This window comes from Nostoc sp. (assembly GCF_036917535.1).
Lineage (GTDB): Bacteria > Cyanobacteriota > Cyanobacteriia > Cyanobacteriales > Nostocaceae > Nostoc.
The window spans coordinates 86,896-100,895 of sequence record NZ_JBALDA010000013.1 but is presented as its reverse complement, the minus strand read 5'-3'; the positions used below and the strand labels follow the sequence as shown (position 1 = coordinate 100,895).

17 protein-coding genes are annotated in these 14,000 nt (G+C 39.4%); 9 read left to right on the top strand and 8 right to left on the bottom strand.

Features of this window, described 5'->3' with window-relative positions:
• Positions 1–208 precede the first annotated feature (208 nt).
• A complete protein-coding gene (locus tag V7K56_RS03505) occupies positions 209–577 on the top strand; it encodes an STAS domain-containing protein (protein ID WP_094351701.1) in 369 nt (122 codons plus the stop codon).
• A gap of 79 nt (positions 578–656) precedes the next feature.
• On the opposite strand, the gene V7K56_RS03500 is transcribed toward V7K56_RS03505, so the two are convergent.
• Entirely contained in the window at positions 657–1,262 is a 606-nt protein-coding gene (locus V7K56_RS03500; protein ID WP_334907647.1) for a chromophore lyase CpcT/CpeT, read from the bottom strand.
• 208 nt (positions 1,263–1,470) lie between these two features.
• Here V7K56_RS03500 and psb29 point away from each other — a divergent pair, with 208 nt between their 5' ends.
• Positions 1,471–2,178 (top strand): photosystem II biogenesis protein Psp29, encoded by a 708-nt coding sequence (gene psb29 / locus V7K56_RS03495; protein WP_334907645.1) that lies wholly within the window; start codon positions 1,471–1,473, stop codon positions 2,176–2,178.
• Positions 2,179–2,293: 115 nt separating this feature from the next.
• Here the strand turns inward: psb29 and V7K56_RS03490 are convergent, their stop codons facing one another.
• The 3 genes from V7K56_RS03490 to V7K56_RS03480 all read right to left on the bottom strand — a co-directional run bounded on the left by V7K56_RS03490 (position 2,294) and on the right by V7K56_RS03480 (position 4,493).
• Complete coding sequence (locus V7K56_RS03490; protein ID WP_334907643.1) at positions 2,294–2,656, bottom strand: phage holin family protein; 363 nt, start codon at positions 2,654–2,656, stop codon at positions 2,294–2,296.
• Between the two features lie 373 nt (positions 2,657–3,029).
• The gene (locus tag V7K56_RS03485) at positions 3,030–3,722 is read right to left on the bottom strand and encodes a biopolymer transporter ExbD (protein WP_334907641.1); all 693 of its coding nucleotides are present in this window, start codon (positions 3,720–3,722) and stop codon (positions 3,030–3,032) included.
• A 42-nt stretch (positions 3,723–3,764) separates the two neighbouring features.
• Complete coding sequence (locus V7K56_RS03480; RefSeq protein WP_334907639.1) at positions 3,765–4,493, bottom strand: MotA/TolQ/ExbB proton channel family protein; 729 nt, start codon at positions 4,491–4,493, stop codon at positions 3,765–3,767.
• Between the two features lie 396 nt (positions 4,494–4,889).
• Between V7K56_RS03480 and trmB the strand changes: the two genes are divergently transcribed.
• The 6 genes from trmB to V7K56_RS03450 all read left to right on the top strand — a co-directional run bounded on the left by trmB (position 4,890) and on the right by V7K56_RS03450 (position 9,623).
• The gene (gene trmB, locus V7K56_RS03475; RefSeq protein WP_334907637.1) at positions 4,890–5,537 is read left to right on the top strand and encodes a tRNA (guanosine(46)-N7)-methyltransferase TrmB; all 648 of its coding nucleotides are present in this window, start codon (positions 4,890–4,892) and stop codon (positions 5,535–5,537) included.
• A gap of 511 nt (positions 5,538–6,048) precedes the next feature.
• A complete protein-coding gene (locus V7K56_RS03470; RefSeq protein WP_334907635.1) occupies positions 6,049–6,339 on the top strand; it encodes a hypothetical protein in 291 nt (96 codons plus the stop codon).
• 122 nt (positions 6,340–6,461) lie between these two features.
• Positions 6,462–6,899, top strand: a complete 438-nt coding sequence (locus V7K56_RS03465) for a nitrogen fixation protein (protein WP_334907633.1) — start codon at positions 6,462–6,464, stop codon at positions 6,897–6,899.
• A gap of 48 nt (positions 6,900–6,947) precedes the next feature.
• Positions 6,948–7,163 carry a hypothetical protein gene (locus V7K56_RS03460; protein ID WP_334907631.1) on the top strand — a complete coding sequence of 72 codons (216 nt, stop codon included), beginning with the start codon at positions 6,948–6,950 and terminating at the stop codon, positions 7,161–7,163.
• A gap of 173 nt (positions 7,164–7,336) precedes the next feature.
• Positions 7,337–8,497 carry a phosphotransferase gene (locus tag V7K56_RS03455; RefSeq protein WP_334907629.1) on the top strand — a complete coding sequence of 387 codons (1,161 nt, stop codon included), beginning with the start codon at positions 7,337–7,339 and terminating at the stop codon, positions 8,495–8,497.
• A gap of 25 nt (positions 8,498–8,522) precedes the next feature.
• Entirely contained in the window at positions 8,523–9,623 is a 1,101-nt protein-coding gene (locus V7K56_RS03450) for a T3SS effector HopA1 family protein (protein WP_334907627.1), read from the top strand.
• Between the two features lie 174 nt (positions 9,624–9,797).
• Here the strand turns inward: V7K56_RS03450 and V7K56_RS03445 are convergent, their stop codons facing one another.
• Together V7K56_RS03445 and V7K56_RS03440 are read right to left on the bottom strand one after the other, a co-directional pair.
• Positions 9,798–9,971: a DUF5615 family PIN-like protein gene (locus V7K56_RS03445; protein ID WP_334907623.1), complete on the bottom strand. Its 174-nt coding sequence runs from the start codon at positions 9,969–9,971 to the stop codon at positions 9,798–9,800.
• A complete protein-coding gene (locus V7K56_RS03440; protein WP_334907621.1) occupies positions 9,949–10,332 on the bottom strand; it encodes a hypothetical protein in 384 nt (127 codons plus the stop codon). The genes V7K56_RS03445 and V7K56_RS03440 overlap by 23 nt, the downstream gene beginning before the upstream one ends.
• Positions 10,333–11,064: 732 nt before the next feature.
• Between V7K56_RS03440 and V7K56_RS03435 the strand changes: the two genes are divergently transcribed.
• A complete protein-coding gene (locus tag V7K56_RS03435; protein ID WP_334907620.1) occupies positions 11,065–11,226 on the top strand; it encodes a bacteriocin in 162 nt (53 codons plus the stop codon).
• Between the two features lie 179 nt (positions 11,227–11,405).
• On the opposite strand, the gene V7K56_RS03430 is transcribed toward V7K56_RS03435, so the two are convergent.
• Both V7K56_RS03430 and V7K56_RS03425 read right to left on the bottom strand, forming a co-directional pair.
• Positions 11,406–12,152 (bottom strand): peptidylprolyl isomerase, encoded by a 747-nt coding sequence (locus V7K56_RS03430; RefSeq protein WP_334907618.1) that lies wholly within the window; start codon positions 12,150–12,152, stop codon positions 11,406–11,408.
• 289 nt (positions 12,153–12,441) lie between these two features.
• Positions 12,442–13,965 carry an HlyD family efflux transporter periplasmic adaptor subunit gene (locus V7K56_RS03425; protein ID WP_334907616.1) on the bottom strand — a complete coding sequence of 508 codons (1,524 nt, stop codon included), beginning with the start codon at positions 13,963–13,965 and terminating at the stop codon, positions 12,442–12,444.
• Positions 13,966–14,000: the final 35 nt, after the last annotated feature.

Below are 14,000 nucleotides of genomic sequence, written 5' to 3'. Positions count from 1 at the left end.
CCCACCTCTCTCATCTCCCTATGTCCCATGCCCCATGCCCTATTTTCAATGCCCTATTTTCTACTATTTTGGTGAGTTAAACTATTAAAGTTAAGCACTTAGCCGAAAAAGGTGACAAATTTAGCTATAGCTTGTTAATCTCAAGTGACAGCATTAGAAAATTCTGTCACTAGTTAATCTTAAAATGAATGCCACGGGGAGGGCTTTAGTGATTCATATAGACCAAAAAACCTATACAACCCAAGACGGAAACACTGTTATCGTCTTGACACCATCAGGCCGTCTGGATATTACCACTGCTTGGCAATTTCGTTTGAAGTTACAAGAGTGTATTTCCAAACTCAGTCGCCATGTAGTTGTAAATCTGGCCCAGGTAAATTTTATTGATAGTTCTGGTCTTACATCTTTGGTAGCTGGAATGCGTGATGCTGATAAAGTCAAGGGCAGTTTCCGCATCTGCAATGTCCACCCAGAAGCCAAACTCGTGTTTGAAGTGACGATGATGGATACTGTTTTTGAAATCTTTGAAACAGAAGAGGAAGCTTTAGAAGGTGTACCGCGTAGCATTGCCAGCTAAAAAAGAGTTAGAAGTTAGAAGTAGAGACGTGATTAATCGCGTCTGTAAGGAGTTAATTCAAAATTCATAACTCATAACTTTATCTTATTGAATACTGATTTCGCTTGGTGTAACGATAAGGTCCCATAATTGCTCCCCAGGTTGCTTTTCCAGTTGCAGGATCAATTCCTTTGTCGTAACTGTGAAATTCTGTCGCTGTAGCTGCAAAACCTAAAGAAACATAGACGCTATTGCCAAGATAAGTAAAGCTGCAACGAGTCTCTGGTAGTGGGGTAGTGGCAAACTTATAGCGATCGCCAGCTAGTTTCTCCTGAGTAACTGCTAGGATACAGCCTGGTAGTAAATCTAATTGTTCGGGTGTCAGTGTGTTTAGTAGAGCAGGGTTATTACCTGCGCCTTTTAATGCACCTGGATCTTGAGGCATATAATATTGTACTTCCACAGTTGCGTCAGAGTTGCTGCTTTGACGCAACCGGATAATTCGTTGGCGGTAAGGTTGATCTAGGGTAATAACATTAGCCTGTTCAGCAAATAAGGTGATGCTATCTTCTGTGAACAGATTAACTGGTCTTTGCCAGAGGCAAAGGTGGACATACCAAACTGGTTCTGCGATGGCTTGTTCCCGATTATTAAATTCACCAGCTAGGTAGTCACCTAAAGCAATTAACTGTGGCGAGAAGTTCATAAGTACAATAAATAAATCATTCAGGATAATAATTTTTGGCTATTTTTTAGGAGAAAAGGTCTTATTTGCTGTAGCTGCCAGCTTATAAAATACTTCTGATCTGTATATATTGTAAATGAAACTGTCACCTGCTAAAAGCTCAACTTGGCAAAGTAGCCTTTAAGCGAGAAAATAAAGATACGTCGCCCTTAACATTTCTTTTTTCTTTGTGAATAACGTCCGTACAGTCTCTGATACAAAGCGAACTTTCTATAATCTTCACACCCGTCCGATTAACACTATTTATCGTCGGGTAGTAGAAGAATTGATGGTGGAAATGCATCTGCTGTCAGTAAATATCGATTTTAGCTACAATCCAATTTATGCCTTGGGTGTCGTCACTACTTTTGACCGCTTCATGGAAGGCTATCAACCAGAACGGGATCAAGAATCAATTTTTAACGCCTTATGTCAGGCTATGGAACAAGATCCGCAACAATATCGACAGGATGCCCAGAGATTGCAAGCTGTAGCTAAAGGTTTACCAGTTAAAGATTTAATTGCATGGCTGGGCCAAACTACTTACTTAGATAGAGATGCTGACTTGCAAGCAAACCTGCAAGCGATCGCCAACAATCCTAACTTTAAATACAACCGTTTGTTCGCAATTGGTGTATTTTCGTTATTAGAACAGTCAGATCCCGAATTAGTCAAAGACGAAAAGCAACTTACTGAGGCGCTGAAAGCGATCGCTGCTGGCTTGCATCTCTCTGACGACAAACTCAACAAGGATTTGGAGTTATACCGTTCTAACCTAGACAAAATGGCGCAAGCGCTAGTGGTGATGGCAGATATCCTCTCAGCCGATCGCAAAAAACGCGAGCAACGTAAACAACAATCAACTACCCCAGTTGCTCCCCCAAGTTCCAACGAGTAGTTACAATTTGGCAGTGATGAATTAGGAGTTATGAGTGAGGAATTTTGAATTAACTCCTGTACAGACGCGATTAATCGCGTCTGTACTCCTAACTCCTAACTCCTAACTCTTAGCTTTAGACACCCAATATTTTGTAGATTAAGCTGTTAATTATAGTCAGCGTAAATGCCCCAATAACAGCACTCCAAATCCCGTAACGCAAGCGAAAACCCTCTACTAACCAAGCAGCAATACTAAAACAAACCACGGCAATCATAAATGTGAAAATGCCAGATAATAAGTCCAATGTTAGTAGATTTGGTACTACAAAAATGAGGCTTAAAATCGGTCTGACTATTGCCGTCACGATACCAAGCACTGCGGCAGAAAGAAACGCTTTACCAGTAGTATCAATTTCAACTCCCAAAGGCAACTTACTAATTATCAACAAGCTGATAGCTGTTACGACCCAAACAATTAAAAGCGTCACGATATTCATGCCACAACCCCTGATATTAATTAGTAATTTGTAATTAGGAGACACTGAAAAACGCTTGAGATAAGCGCTTTTCAATCTGTTAAACTATTTGGACATCCTTCCCCAATTTGGTATGAAATGTGGATGGTAATTGGTGATGAATTGCTCAGTCTATAGGTGGAAAAATCTTGAAAGCTCAACCAATTATTTGTAAATTAGCAGCTTTTTTTTCTCTAGCTGAGATTTATTCTAGATATCTTTAGGTTTTGGAAAAGACTTGAAAGGGGACAAGGGAGACAAAGAGAAAAACCCAATGCCCCATGCCCCATGCCCCATGCCCCATGCCCCATGCCCCATGCCCCATGCTCCATGCTCCATGCCCAATGCCCTTATATCATCTTTTAAGAGGAGGTTGGGTTTGTTTGGGTGCTACAGGCGCTTTAGGCGCTGGTGAGTTAGGAACCACCGGAGAAATACCAGGATTAATAGGACTGATGCCTTGCCCAGTTGGAGGCTGAGTGATGCTAGGAAAAGGTACAGAATTAGGTGCTAAGGGGAATTTTGGGGTAATATTTCCTTCGGGATTGATGCCTGGAACTGGTGCAGCACCAGGATTGATTGGGAAAGAGGGGATAGTAGGCTGGTTAGGCGAGTTTATGGATGGTTGAGATGGGCCAGGAATAATTCCCAAAGAAACGCGATCGCCTCCTACTTGTCGTAGCAAATCCAATGTCTCAATCACATCGTTATAAGTTGCTGTACGCGAAGCATTCAGCACGACAATGGCACTGGGGTTTGCTTGGAAATACTGTTTTAAACTTTGTCTCAAATCCTCCCGTTTTACAGGCTGTTTTTCTATGTAAGTATTGCCCACAGCATCGATGGTCACAATCACACTTCCACTCTGTGATGTTATTCCAGAGATTGAACTGGCGCTAGCTTTAGGCAAATCAACATTTATTGCCTGTTGCCGTGTAAATTGTAAAGCCGCTAATAAAAAAAATGTCAGGATACAAAAAACGACATCAATTAAAGGGATGATTTGAATTTGGACTTCTTCAATTGGAGTATGTAGATTAACTTTCATGTCTCACTCTCAAGCCTGGTTCAAGGGTTGAATTATTGACTATTAATTAGGTGTATTCGGGGATTCAGGAGGTTCAGAAACTTTAGTCTTTCCTGGCTTGCGGGGTGGAGTGAAATTTTCTGGCACAATTGCTGATGTCCTATTGCTAAAATCAGGAGGAGACTGGCGATAGAGCAATTCCATCTCATTCCCTGCCTTGCGAAAAACTTTGACTTGGTTGACTACAAAGCTTTGAAATAGGCGGTAAAAGGCCAAACTAATGATGGCAACTATTAGCCCACTTGCCGTACTAATTAAGGATTCACCAATACCAGTAGTCACACCAGCGGTAGATTCAGTTCCCAAATCGCCAATCCGAATTGAGCGCAGAGAGTGGATTAAACCTAAAACTGTACCCAACAATCCTAGCAACGGCGCTAGAGCAATCACGGCTTCTAAAAGTTTTTCACCCCGCCGCATCCCAGCTAATTCGTCTTCTGCCGTAGCCTCCAGTGCTAGTCGAAAAGTTTCCGCATCACTTTTCGCAAAACGTAGAGGGGCATAGAGAAAACGCCCAACAGGCTGATGGCTTGCTTGTCTTGCAATGTCCGCAGCTACTTCCCAATTATCCTGGGCAGCATCCAAGACGCGATTAACTATTTGCTTTTCCTGAGTCAAAATTCGCAACCAGAACCACAAACGCTCGAAAATCACACTCAAAGATAGAATTGAGAGAACTAGCATTGGCCACATCGCTGGGCCACCCTTATAAAACAAATCTAAAATATCCACTGTTTAAATTTCCTCCCTCCACGACTAAAGCAAATGTGTTAAGGCATTTTAATTCTAGAGATTAATGCAAAATGAGGGACTTCCAAAATATAAATTTCTCGATAACCTAAAAAAAATAGTGCAAGGATGACGTATTTGACTGAGACTGTTGTACAAACTTGCTGCTGGGTAGGCAATTGAATGATAGATCGGTAATTTTTGGCATACTTTTGCTAGACTTCCTTGTAATACCAATTTGAAAAAAGAATGCAATACATAGATAAGACCCTACCTAACCCTTCCCAAAGCTTGAGGGAGGGTGCGCGTTAGTGAGGATGGGGTGCCGGTCGCAAACATTTTTTGAATTGATATAACCTGAATCACCAGAGGATATTTTCACGTAAAGGAGAAAAAATTTTGGCAGCAGTCCGAGTCCGCCAGCATGTTAATCCACTTGGTAAAAAGTATCAAACACCAGCAAGTCCCCAAGACTGGGAAAAAATTTATGCAAAGCCAAATCAACCACTACATTTAGATATTGGCTGTGCGAAGGGACTGTTTTTGTTGAATATGTCCAAGATAGAACCTAACTGGAATTTTCTCGGCTTGGAAATTCGGGAACCGCTGGTGGTGGAGGCGAATAAGTTACGTTCTGAGTTAGGTTTAACAAACCTGCACTATTTATTTTGCAATGTGAATAACTCACTGCAATCACTTTTATCTTCCTTCCCTCCAGGAAGTTTACAACGTGTTACAATTCAATTCCCCGATCCTTGGTTTAAAACCCGTCACGCTAAACGTCGTGTAGTCCAACCAGAACTAGTAGCAGACTTAGCTAATTATCTTGTGATTGGAGGATTGGTATTTCTGCAATCAGATATGGAATTTGTTGCTGTGGAAATGTGCGATCGCTTTGCAGCTAATTCAGCTTTTCAGAAAATTGGTACAGAAGAATGGCTAGCCAAAAATCCGCTACCAGTCCCCACAGAACGGGAAATAGGCACGCAAAAAAAGGGTGAACCTGTTTATAAAGCTTTGTTTGAAAGAGTGAGAAGTACTGAATAGAGATGTTAGTAATATCAACTCTGTCTCACAATTTTGAATTGCAAGTTTTCTTAAGTAGCCTGAAAATTATTTAGTAATATATACTTAAATATTGCTTGCTATCTTGTCGTTAGACATTGCTCATCATTTTGGAAAGCTTTTGGGACATAAATGTTTTATTAAGAGTCAAAAATTTAGTGGTATCTTCTCCCAAAAGTGGTGTAAAAGCTTTTGCTGGTTAATTAATTACAGCACTTTTGAAGTAATTGAACTACGCTACTCCCCATCTCAGTCATAGTCTAAATATCTAAAAATTGATCTAATAGATATAGAACCTTGATCAATAAATAGTTGTTACTGGAAAGTATTGATTGATTCTTTGGTGACATAAAAGTTTTATTTATGTCTAGTTAATAATTTGCAAGACAGAATGAAATTATTTTCTTCATGCCTAAAATATAAAACAGGTTAGGTAATTACAGTACTTACTGATTAAGCCTATATCTAGTTATATATTTGGAGGGAAAGCACAATGGAAGGCAAGAGAAAGAATTCAAATATTCAATTGGAAATTAACAATCTAATTGATGACGCTGTTAACAATGCACTAGCACGACGGAACCCAGTTGAGAATTCAGAAGATGGTTTATTAACTCTATCTGATGAAGAAATGGCAAACGTTGCAGGTGGTCTTGCAACTAATGCTATTTCTATTGTGAAAGAGCCAATTATAGCAGGTGGTATTCCTGTAAGAGTACCGATTACTTGTGGAATAATTGCACAAGACCCAAACTGGAGTGTACAAGCCAGCCTTTTAAGTTGATAGTAACTATTAAACTCTTGGACATTTTATTTGCTTATTTAGGTTGATGGAGAAGAGTCCGACCCAAAATTAGCTGTCAATCTCCATCAGCTTAAAAATACAATTCACTATAGGTTCAATTTATGGAAGACATCGCTACTGAAAAGACTACACTTTGCCCTAGTGCAAGACCAGAATGGCAGAACAGTGTTGTTTTTGGCGTCGTTGGTGGCACAGTCACAGAACCCCGCGTTGCTTATCTCAAGCAGCCACAAGCTGTTACAGATGAACTCATAGCAAAGGCTAGTCCAGTAACACCCACTGAAATTTTTCGGACAGCTGCACCCTGTGCAACTAAGGGTTGTCAACATTTTGATGGCAAAGATTGTCGTCTGGCAATGCGAGTTGTAGAAAATTTACCGACGGTAGTAGAGGAACTACCACCTTGTTCCATACGCCGAGATTGCCGATGGTGGCAACAAGAAGGCAAAGCAGCTTGTATGCGTTGTCCGCAAGTTATTACAGATAACTACAATCGCTCTGAATTACTACTTAAAGTGGCGACACCGACTGTTAGTTAAGCAAAGCTACAAAGTTTATTGAAGTAATTTAAGGAGAATATCATATCAATGAACATTTATCACAAACATTTCACAAGTCAAATTGAAATTACGAATTTGATTGAAGAAGCTGTTGTAAATGCATCTGCAAGACGAAGACAAGTTTTAGAACAAAACTCGCTCTCAGAACTGTCTGAAGAAGAACAGAAAAACATTACGGGTAGTGGAGTAGCAACAGGTGTAAGAGATATGATAATTTTAGTAGGCGGCTATCTACTGGGTTAGTACTGCTGCGCGTAATTTGTAATTTATATACCGCAGACATTTGATTAATTTGGAATGGATGGTTTATTTCCAATGTGCAGTACTAGTTTTAATAATCCTTGCAAAAACAGCTTGTGGTAGAAACTCAACTACCACAGTCTTCTCTACAAAATTGGTTTATAAATAAATAAGTTATGACATTTCTCTTAAACTCTCATAATGTTGTCGATTATTTAGTTGAACAGGGGTTATGTAATCAGTCCGAACAATTATCCATTAAGGTAGAAATAGTTGCAGCTAAAAACTTTAATTTATTAGTTACTTTACCAGGCGATCGCAAACTTCTAGTAAAACAAGAACGACACAATCAGGAAGGGAAAGCGGCTGGTGAGTTTTTAAGTGAGTGGCGAATTCAAGATTTTTTACAACAATTTCCAAATCTTGATAACTACCGCTCATTTTTACCAGAGGTGCTGCATTTTGATGTCGAGAATTCTATTATTGTTTTTAGATATCTGGATAATTATCGAGATTTAATGGATTTCTACACCAAGGAAAATAGCTTTTCTACAGAAATTGCTATGGCAATTGGTAATATTTTAGGGACTATCCATCATGATACTTTTAACCGCCAAGAATATCAGGAATTCTTTTCTAAAAATTCTGATAATTTAATGGCCGATCAAGTATCACATTTAGTTCGGAGATTAGAACGGGTTGAACCAGAAATTTTTGGTCTAATTCCTGGGGATGGGTTAAAGTTTTTTGCTTTATATCAACGTTATGATAGCTTGGGACAGGCTATAGCTGAATTAGGTAATGCTGTAACGCCTTCTTGTCTCACCCATAATGATTTGAAACTAAATAATATTCTCCTGTACAAAGATTGGCAGAATTGCAGTAACAATATTGTCCGGCTAATTGATTGGGAACGCTCGACTTGGGGAGATCCAGCTTTTGATTTGGGAACACTTATTGGCAGCTATGTACAAATCTGGCTGGGTAGCTTGGTTATCAGTAATTCTTTGAGTATTGAAGAGTCTCTACGCTTGGCAATAATACCTTTAGAACTACTTCAGCCTTCAATTGGTAGATTAACCCAAGCTTATTTAAACACTTTTCCAGAAATTCTAGAACACCGCCCTGATTTCTTGCAACGGGTGGTGCAATTTACAGGTTTTGCTTTAATTCAACAGATTCAGGCAATGATTCAATATCAAAAATCTTTTGGCAATATGGGGATTGCTATGCTTCAGGTTGCTAAGACCTTATTAAGCCGTCCTGTACAATCGATGCCAACAATTTTTGGTACTGCTGCTGTTGAATTAACTCACCTGAGTAGTTCTGCTGTTTAAATCATTTTTTATTACTAAAGTAGTTATGCAATTATTAAATTCTCCTCAAACTCAGCTAGAGACTGGTTTAACTGGGCAATTACTGGATGTTTTGCAAGATATTGTTCAGAAAATTGAGATAAAATTTGATTTTTCCATCCACCATCCAGATTACAAACCTTTGGAATTACCATCTGAGGCAGTTGAACGTTTTCAGAAGATGCCAACCCAGATACAACAGAAATATCTGAGTCTGCAATTGCGGACTTTTCTTTACGGTATCTATTACAACGGTTCTATGCAAAGTACATTGGCACTAAATGGGGAGGGAAATGGTTTGCCCCTAGATTTGGAGAATAATACTGTTTTAGGGGTAGATGTGGGATTTTATAAGCGATTGCATGAAAGTAATTTTGGAGACGGCTACTTTGACCCTGGTTGGTCTGTTTTGAGAGAAGAAAGTGATGGCAGTTTAGCCGTGACTAAAGGCGGTTTGAGGCTGCATATTGAACGGAATAAGCATCTTCAACTTACTGAAGTGGCAGCTGTGGTAGGTGATTCTGTCGCTATCCAGATGCCAAAGAATCGAGTACAAAATGGCTTTTACATGGCCGTTGGCAATACAGGCTTCAGTCGTATTGAAGATGTGAAAATTCAGCCTGTAACTGTACGAATTTATATCAATGTAACTCCTGAAGGTGCTGTTGCAGTGATGGGGAGTTTGACACAAGAACTGAATGAGTTGGCAATTCCCTTCAGCTTTAAGGTTTTGTACAACCCCAAGGAATACCAACGCTACGATTCAGGGGTGCTTTACTTTGACAAGAGAGACTATGAAGTTGTTAGGCAAGTCTTAAAAACTGTTTATCAAAAACACCAATTGCATTTTAAGTCAGAAATTCCTTTATTTACCAAACAACTAGCACTAGGGTTGGGGTTGGCAGAAGAACCAGACCAAAAATTTGCTGTTCAAGAAAGTTTTGGCATGAATCGCTGTCAGATTGTAGCAAATGGGTTGTTAACAGCTTGGTATCAAGAAGATAACTCAACTGAAGGGCGAATGCAGGCTATCTGTGAACAATTTTCTTCTTTGGGAATCGAATTACATCGTTCATATCTTAATGCCAATTCAGAAGATATTTATTAGTAGTTCCATTGGTTTAGGGAAATAAACTGATTAGCTAGGCTATAGTCCGATGCTTCGATGTTGGCGATGGACTTAACGATACTCAGGTAGCTCATGCTCTTTGATAGGTCAGGGTGCTGGTAGACTGCTAAAATACCAGAATGATTTGGGTTTACTTTATGGAGAGTGTGGAAGTCATTGCAGTTGCGAGTCACTAACACACGCTCTTGCATAGTCAAGTACAACTGAGTCAGGCTTGCTCATCAAACCCGCTTCGTTGACTGTTATAACATCGTGACCAGCATTCTGTAACAAATTGACTAAACGTTTTGCCTGGGAGTCTTCATCAATGAGTAGTTTTAGGCTCAAGGGAGACTCCTTGTTGTTCGAGGCGGTAACGCTCCTCTTCTGCTTCCAGTTTCAGAAGTTCTTGGTGACTTTCGCAATAGCGAATAGCTTCCTTGATCGCAGCAAGGGGAAGATTCCAATTATCTGCTGCCTCTTCTATTGACATCTGGTTAACAATCATATCCTGCCAAACAGTCGAGGCAAGTAGTTTTCGTCCTTTAATGTAAAGTTGCCGCCGCCAGGGGTGAGGGTGTTCCACCAGATACAGCCAGTCGCCTATTTGTGGAGATTCAAGTTCTGGGATAAGTAGGCGAACTTGCCCTTCTCTTGTGTGGAGAAATAGTTGAGTGCCGGGACGCATGTGGCGCTTGAGAGTAACCATTAGGTCGATGGAACGCAGGATTGTTTCTTTGGTATTAGGAGCAGCGATCGCATCACGTAGCTAGTTGAGCTTTGCTTCTTGTTCTGGAGTAATGTTGAAGTTCTGCCGCTTGGTTTCTACCGTTTCTGGATTAGATGATATTGGCGTAGTCATGTTACCTCATTACTAAAAACTAGCTTTATAAGTACAATATGAGTATATCAAACTCATATAATTGACACAATTGATGTGATGTCTACGACGGGCTTTGGCTATGCATTTTTGGCAATGCAAGCATTTAAGAGATGTTGATCAGCTTAGAGTTTAGATACCAATGCAGAGCGTCTGCGACTTTCAAAAATTGATGAGAGAGTAGATTTCAGAACTGCTGTGGAAAGCGATTGCACACTTTGCAGCACATCTCATTTGGGTGAGACAGATTGTAGCGAATAGCATGGGGTTTGCTTTTACTGCTTAGAATGAAATAACGCTAAATTTTTATAATCTATGGAGACATAACTGTTTTAGTTTTGTCTCTCGTTAAGCTCATCTACTTATACAATCCTCTACAAAAAATAGATTTTTACCAGAAATAGCCAGCTATTTTTACCTAAATCTGTAAGTTTTATGGTCTGTTTACTCTGTTGAAATGTCTAGGCATATTCCAGCCTTTTTAATAGGATGTAATCAGGAAACAAACAATGACTATTTGATTCCTGATCACTCCCACAATTCTATTAGAGGAAAATTCAAATGGCTAATATCAAAGTGAATGACATCAAATCTACTGGTTCTGACCTATTTTCTGATTCAGAAAGCTATTTTACCGAGCTTTCTGAAACCGAACTTAATACTACTATAGGAGGCAGTCCAGCTTTGATTCTTCTTTTAATACTTGCATTAAAACCTAAATAGTCGGACAGAATTAATTACACAGTGACTGTAAATATTTTTGTCTAAATATTTATTTTCAAATAGTTTGAGTTTAAACTAACAACAAACCCTCGGTAAATTCGAGGGTTTGTTGATGCCATTGTAAACAGATAATTCTGACAATAAAACTAACTTTTTACCTAGTTTTTAAATCTAACTGTCTAACTACCTGAGTCAAATTTTTTTACCAATTTAACTGGCTCAATTTGTTGCTTAATCCACTCATCAAACAAATCAGTGATAATTTGCTGACGCAGTTTTTTATCCAATTGCGGCTGGATTATCTCCTCCACGAAAATTAGATGTAATCCTTTAGAAGTCACTATCGGTTTGAGAACCTGAGGCGGTGTAACAGCAAAGACACTAGCAGAAATCTCCGGCTTTAAATTTTGGCGGCGCACTATCCCCAGATATCCCCCTTTTCGGCGTAACTCAGTATCCTGGATATATTTGTGAGCTACATCATAAAAACTCATCTCACCTTCTTGAATAGAATAGAAAAGTTCTAGCGCCAAGTCCTCATCATCTAAAACAATCTCATACATTACTACACCAGCGTAGTCTAACTGATGTTCTAAGAAGTATAGTTCGATTTTCTCTGTAAACAAATGTTGACTTAACTTTCCGAAAACGACACTCCTGTAAACAATTTCTTCAAAATCATCTAAAGACAAACTATGTTTTTCCAGCCAAGTCCATGTCTCTTCAGCACTGGTGATTTTATTCATTAAGCGGAATAAGTCTGCTGCTTTTTGTAATTCTTCTGTTTCTACTTTTATCCCAGCTTCTTCAGTAGCAGATGTAATCACTTTACGGCTAACAATTTGCTCAACTATCTCAGGAATTTTGCAAGATAGTTTTACTTGTTGAAGAATATCTTCGTTAGTAATAGTGATCAAAAGTGACATATTTTTGCTCCTAATTAATGGGGAGTTAGTTATTTGCATGATTCCACCAGAAAATTTATTCTTTGGCTCAGAGTTCAAGTAATTTAAAATTTAAATGTACTTTCGTTATGAATATGGAATTTTAATTACAGATGGACAGATGCGGAGAGGTTAAAGTTAAATTATGAACGTAGATTAAATAAAATGCAAAAATTCTATTTTGTAGGGTGCGTTACGTTCTTAAGGCGTTCTACGAAACTAATACTTTATAAAATCCACAGACTTTAGCTCCCAAGCTGATGTTTAATTATTACAATTTCACCCCACCCTGCTGCAACTGCTTAAACGGATCAAGTAGAAAATCAAGAATCCGACGCTGACGCACAATTACCTCAGCTGCCGCCGTATCCCCAGGACGCAGGGCAATACATTTATTAGCCGAGGGAATACAATTTTGTTTTAGGGCAATTTCTAAGTCATAAGCTGCCACCTTTCCATTGGATGTTTCCACCTCTATTGTAGTAGGAGAAATCTTTAACAATTCTCCTTCCACTATTCCATAATCCTGAAATGGATAAGCATCAAACTTTAACTTGACTGGCAACCCTTTTCGCAAAAAACCACTCTCTGTGGTTGCCATTTGTGCCCGAATTATTAAAGGCGAACCTTGGGGTGCGATCTCCGCAATCATTGCTCCAGGTTGCACTACAGAGCCAGCCCGTTGTATCGGTAACTGAAACACTTTACCATTCACGGTGGCTCTGAACTCTCGTTGTCCTAACTGAAATTTTAACGAGACAATCTGGCTCTTAGTTTGAGCAATTTCTGCTTTAAGTGTAGTAATTTCTGTCTCCAAATTCTTCTGTTGTTCATCAATTTTTAACAAAGCCAGCTTGTTGGAACGAGTTAATGTCTGATAACTCCTTTCTTGTTCTTTCAGTCTCAATTGCGCCTGCTCAATATCTGCATTTGTTTGCCTAATAGTCCGCTCATAACTACTCTGTTGTTCTACCAAACGTAATTTAGCTTGCTGAATATCTGACTGATTTTGTTCGTATAACTGTTGTTTATCTTTTGCTATATCTTGTTTTTCCACAACATTAATTTCTGGAACAACCCCTGACTGCCAAAGACTACGATAGCGTTCAACTTCTCGCTCGGTACTCGCCAAACTACTGTTTACTAACTTATTAGCTGTTTGACTATGCTCAAGAGTTTGCCGTGCCTGATTGACTTGAGCTAATTTTTCGTCTTTTTGTAAATCATAGGAATTTCTTAGAGCATCCATATTCTGTCGTGCTTGGTCAATTTGAGCCTGCTTTTCTAACTGTTGAGATTGATTTTGTTGCTGTTGTGTTGTCAAAGATACAACTAACTGACTTTTAGATGACTTTAACTGAGAAAGTCGATTTAATTGTCCCTCTAACCTATCCTGTGCCTGCCGCAATTCTGCTTTAACTAATTCCGATTCCAACACCAATAAAGTCTGCCCAGTTTTAACTAAATCACCTTCCTTTACCCGAATTTCGGCAACAGTACCTGCTACAGCAGCATCCAACCTAACCGTCTTTCCTTTTGGCTCAAGCCGCCCTCTTGCCGTACCCGTTTCATCTACCTTAGATAGCATTGCCCAAGGTAAAATAATCGAGACAAACACCACCAAAAAATATAGCAACCCTCTTGTCCACACCTGGGGCAAGCTATCAAGTAAATCCTTGGTTGCGTCAGCCCAATCATCAGTTGATCTAGCTGGTGTTTGCTCCCTGAAAACTTCCTCGCCCTGTTCTACCTCATAGATTTGGGTGTGAACCCTTCCATTTAATGTGTTTGGCATAATTTTTCCTAATATCAATTTTGGATTTTGGGAGA

What these genes read in the sequence shown, in the direction of transcription:
- V7K56_RS03430 (WP_334907618.1), bottom strand. Translation starts at nt 12,152, where the DNA reads ATGTCACTTTTGATCACTATTACTAACGAAGATATTCTTCAACAAGTA.
- V7K56_RS03450 (WP_334907627.1), top strand. Translation starts at nt 8,523, where the DNA reads ATGCAATTATTAAATTCTCCTCAAACTCAGCTAGAGACTGGTTTAACT.
- V7K56_RS03455 (WP_334907629.1), top strand. Translation starts at nt 7,337, where the DNA reads ATGACATTTCTCTTAAACTCTCATAATGTTGTCGATTATTTAGTTGAA.
- V7K56_RS03425 (WP_334907616.1), bottom strand. Translation starts at nt 13,965, where the DNA reads ATGCCAAACACATTAAATGGAAGGGTTCACACCCAAATCTATGAGGTA.
- V7K56_RS03440 (WP_334907621.1), bottom strand. Translation starts at nt 10,332, where the DNA reads ATGGTTACTCTCAAGCGCCACATGCGTCCCGGCACTCAACTATTTCTC.
- V7K56_RS03485 (WP_334907641.1), bottom strand. Translation starts at nt 3,722, where the DNA reads ATGAAAGTTAATCTACATACTCCAATTGAAGAAGTCCAAATTCAAATC.
- V7K56_RS03470 (WP_334907635.1), top strand. Translation starts at nt 6,049, where the DNA reads ATGGAAGGCAAGAGAAAGAATTCAAATATTCAATTGGAAATTAACAAT.
- V7K56_RS03435 (WP_334907620.1), top strand. Translation starts at nt 11,065, where the DNA reads ATGGCTAATATCAAAGTGAATGACATCAAATCTACTGGTTCTGACCTA.
- V7K56_RS03500 (WP_334907647.1), bottom strand. Translation starts at nt 1,262, where the DNA reads ATGAACTTCTCGCCACAGTTAATTGCTTTAGGTGACTACCTAGCTGGT.
- V7K56_RS03460 (WP_334907631.1), top strand. Translation starts at nt 6,948, where the DNA reads ATGAACATTTATCACAAACATTTCACAAGTCAAATTGAAATTACGAAT.
- V7K56_RS03490 (WP_334907643.1), bottom strand. Translation starts at nt 2,656, where the DNA reads ATGAATATCGTGACGCTTTTAATTGTTTGGGTCGTAACAGCTATCAGC.
- V7K56_RS03465 (WP_334907633.1), top strand. Translation starts at nt 6,462, where the DNA reads ATGGAAGACATCGCTACTGAAAAGACTACACTTTGCCCTAGTGCAAGA.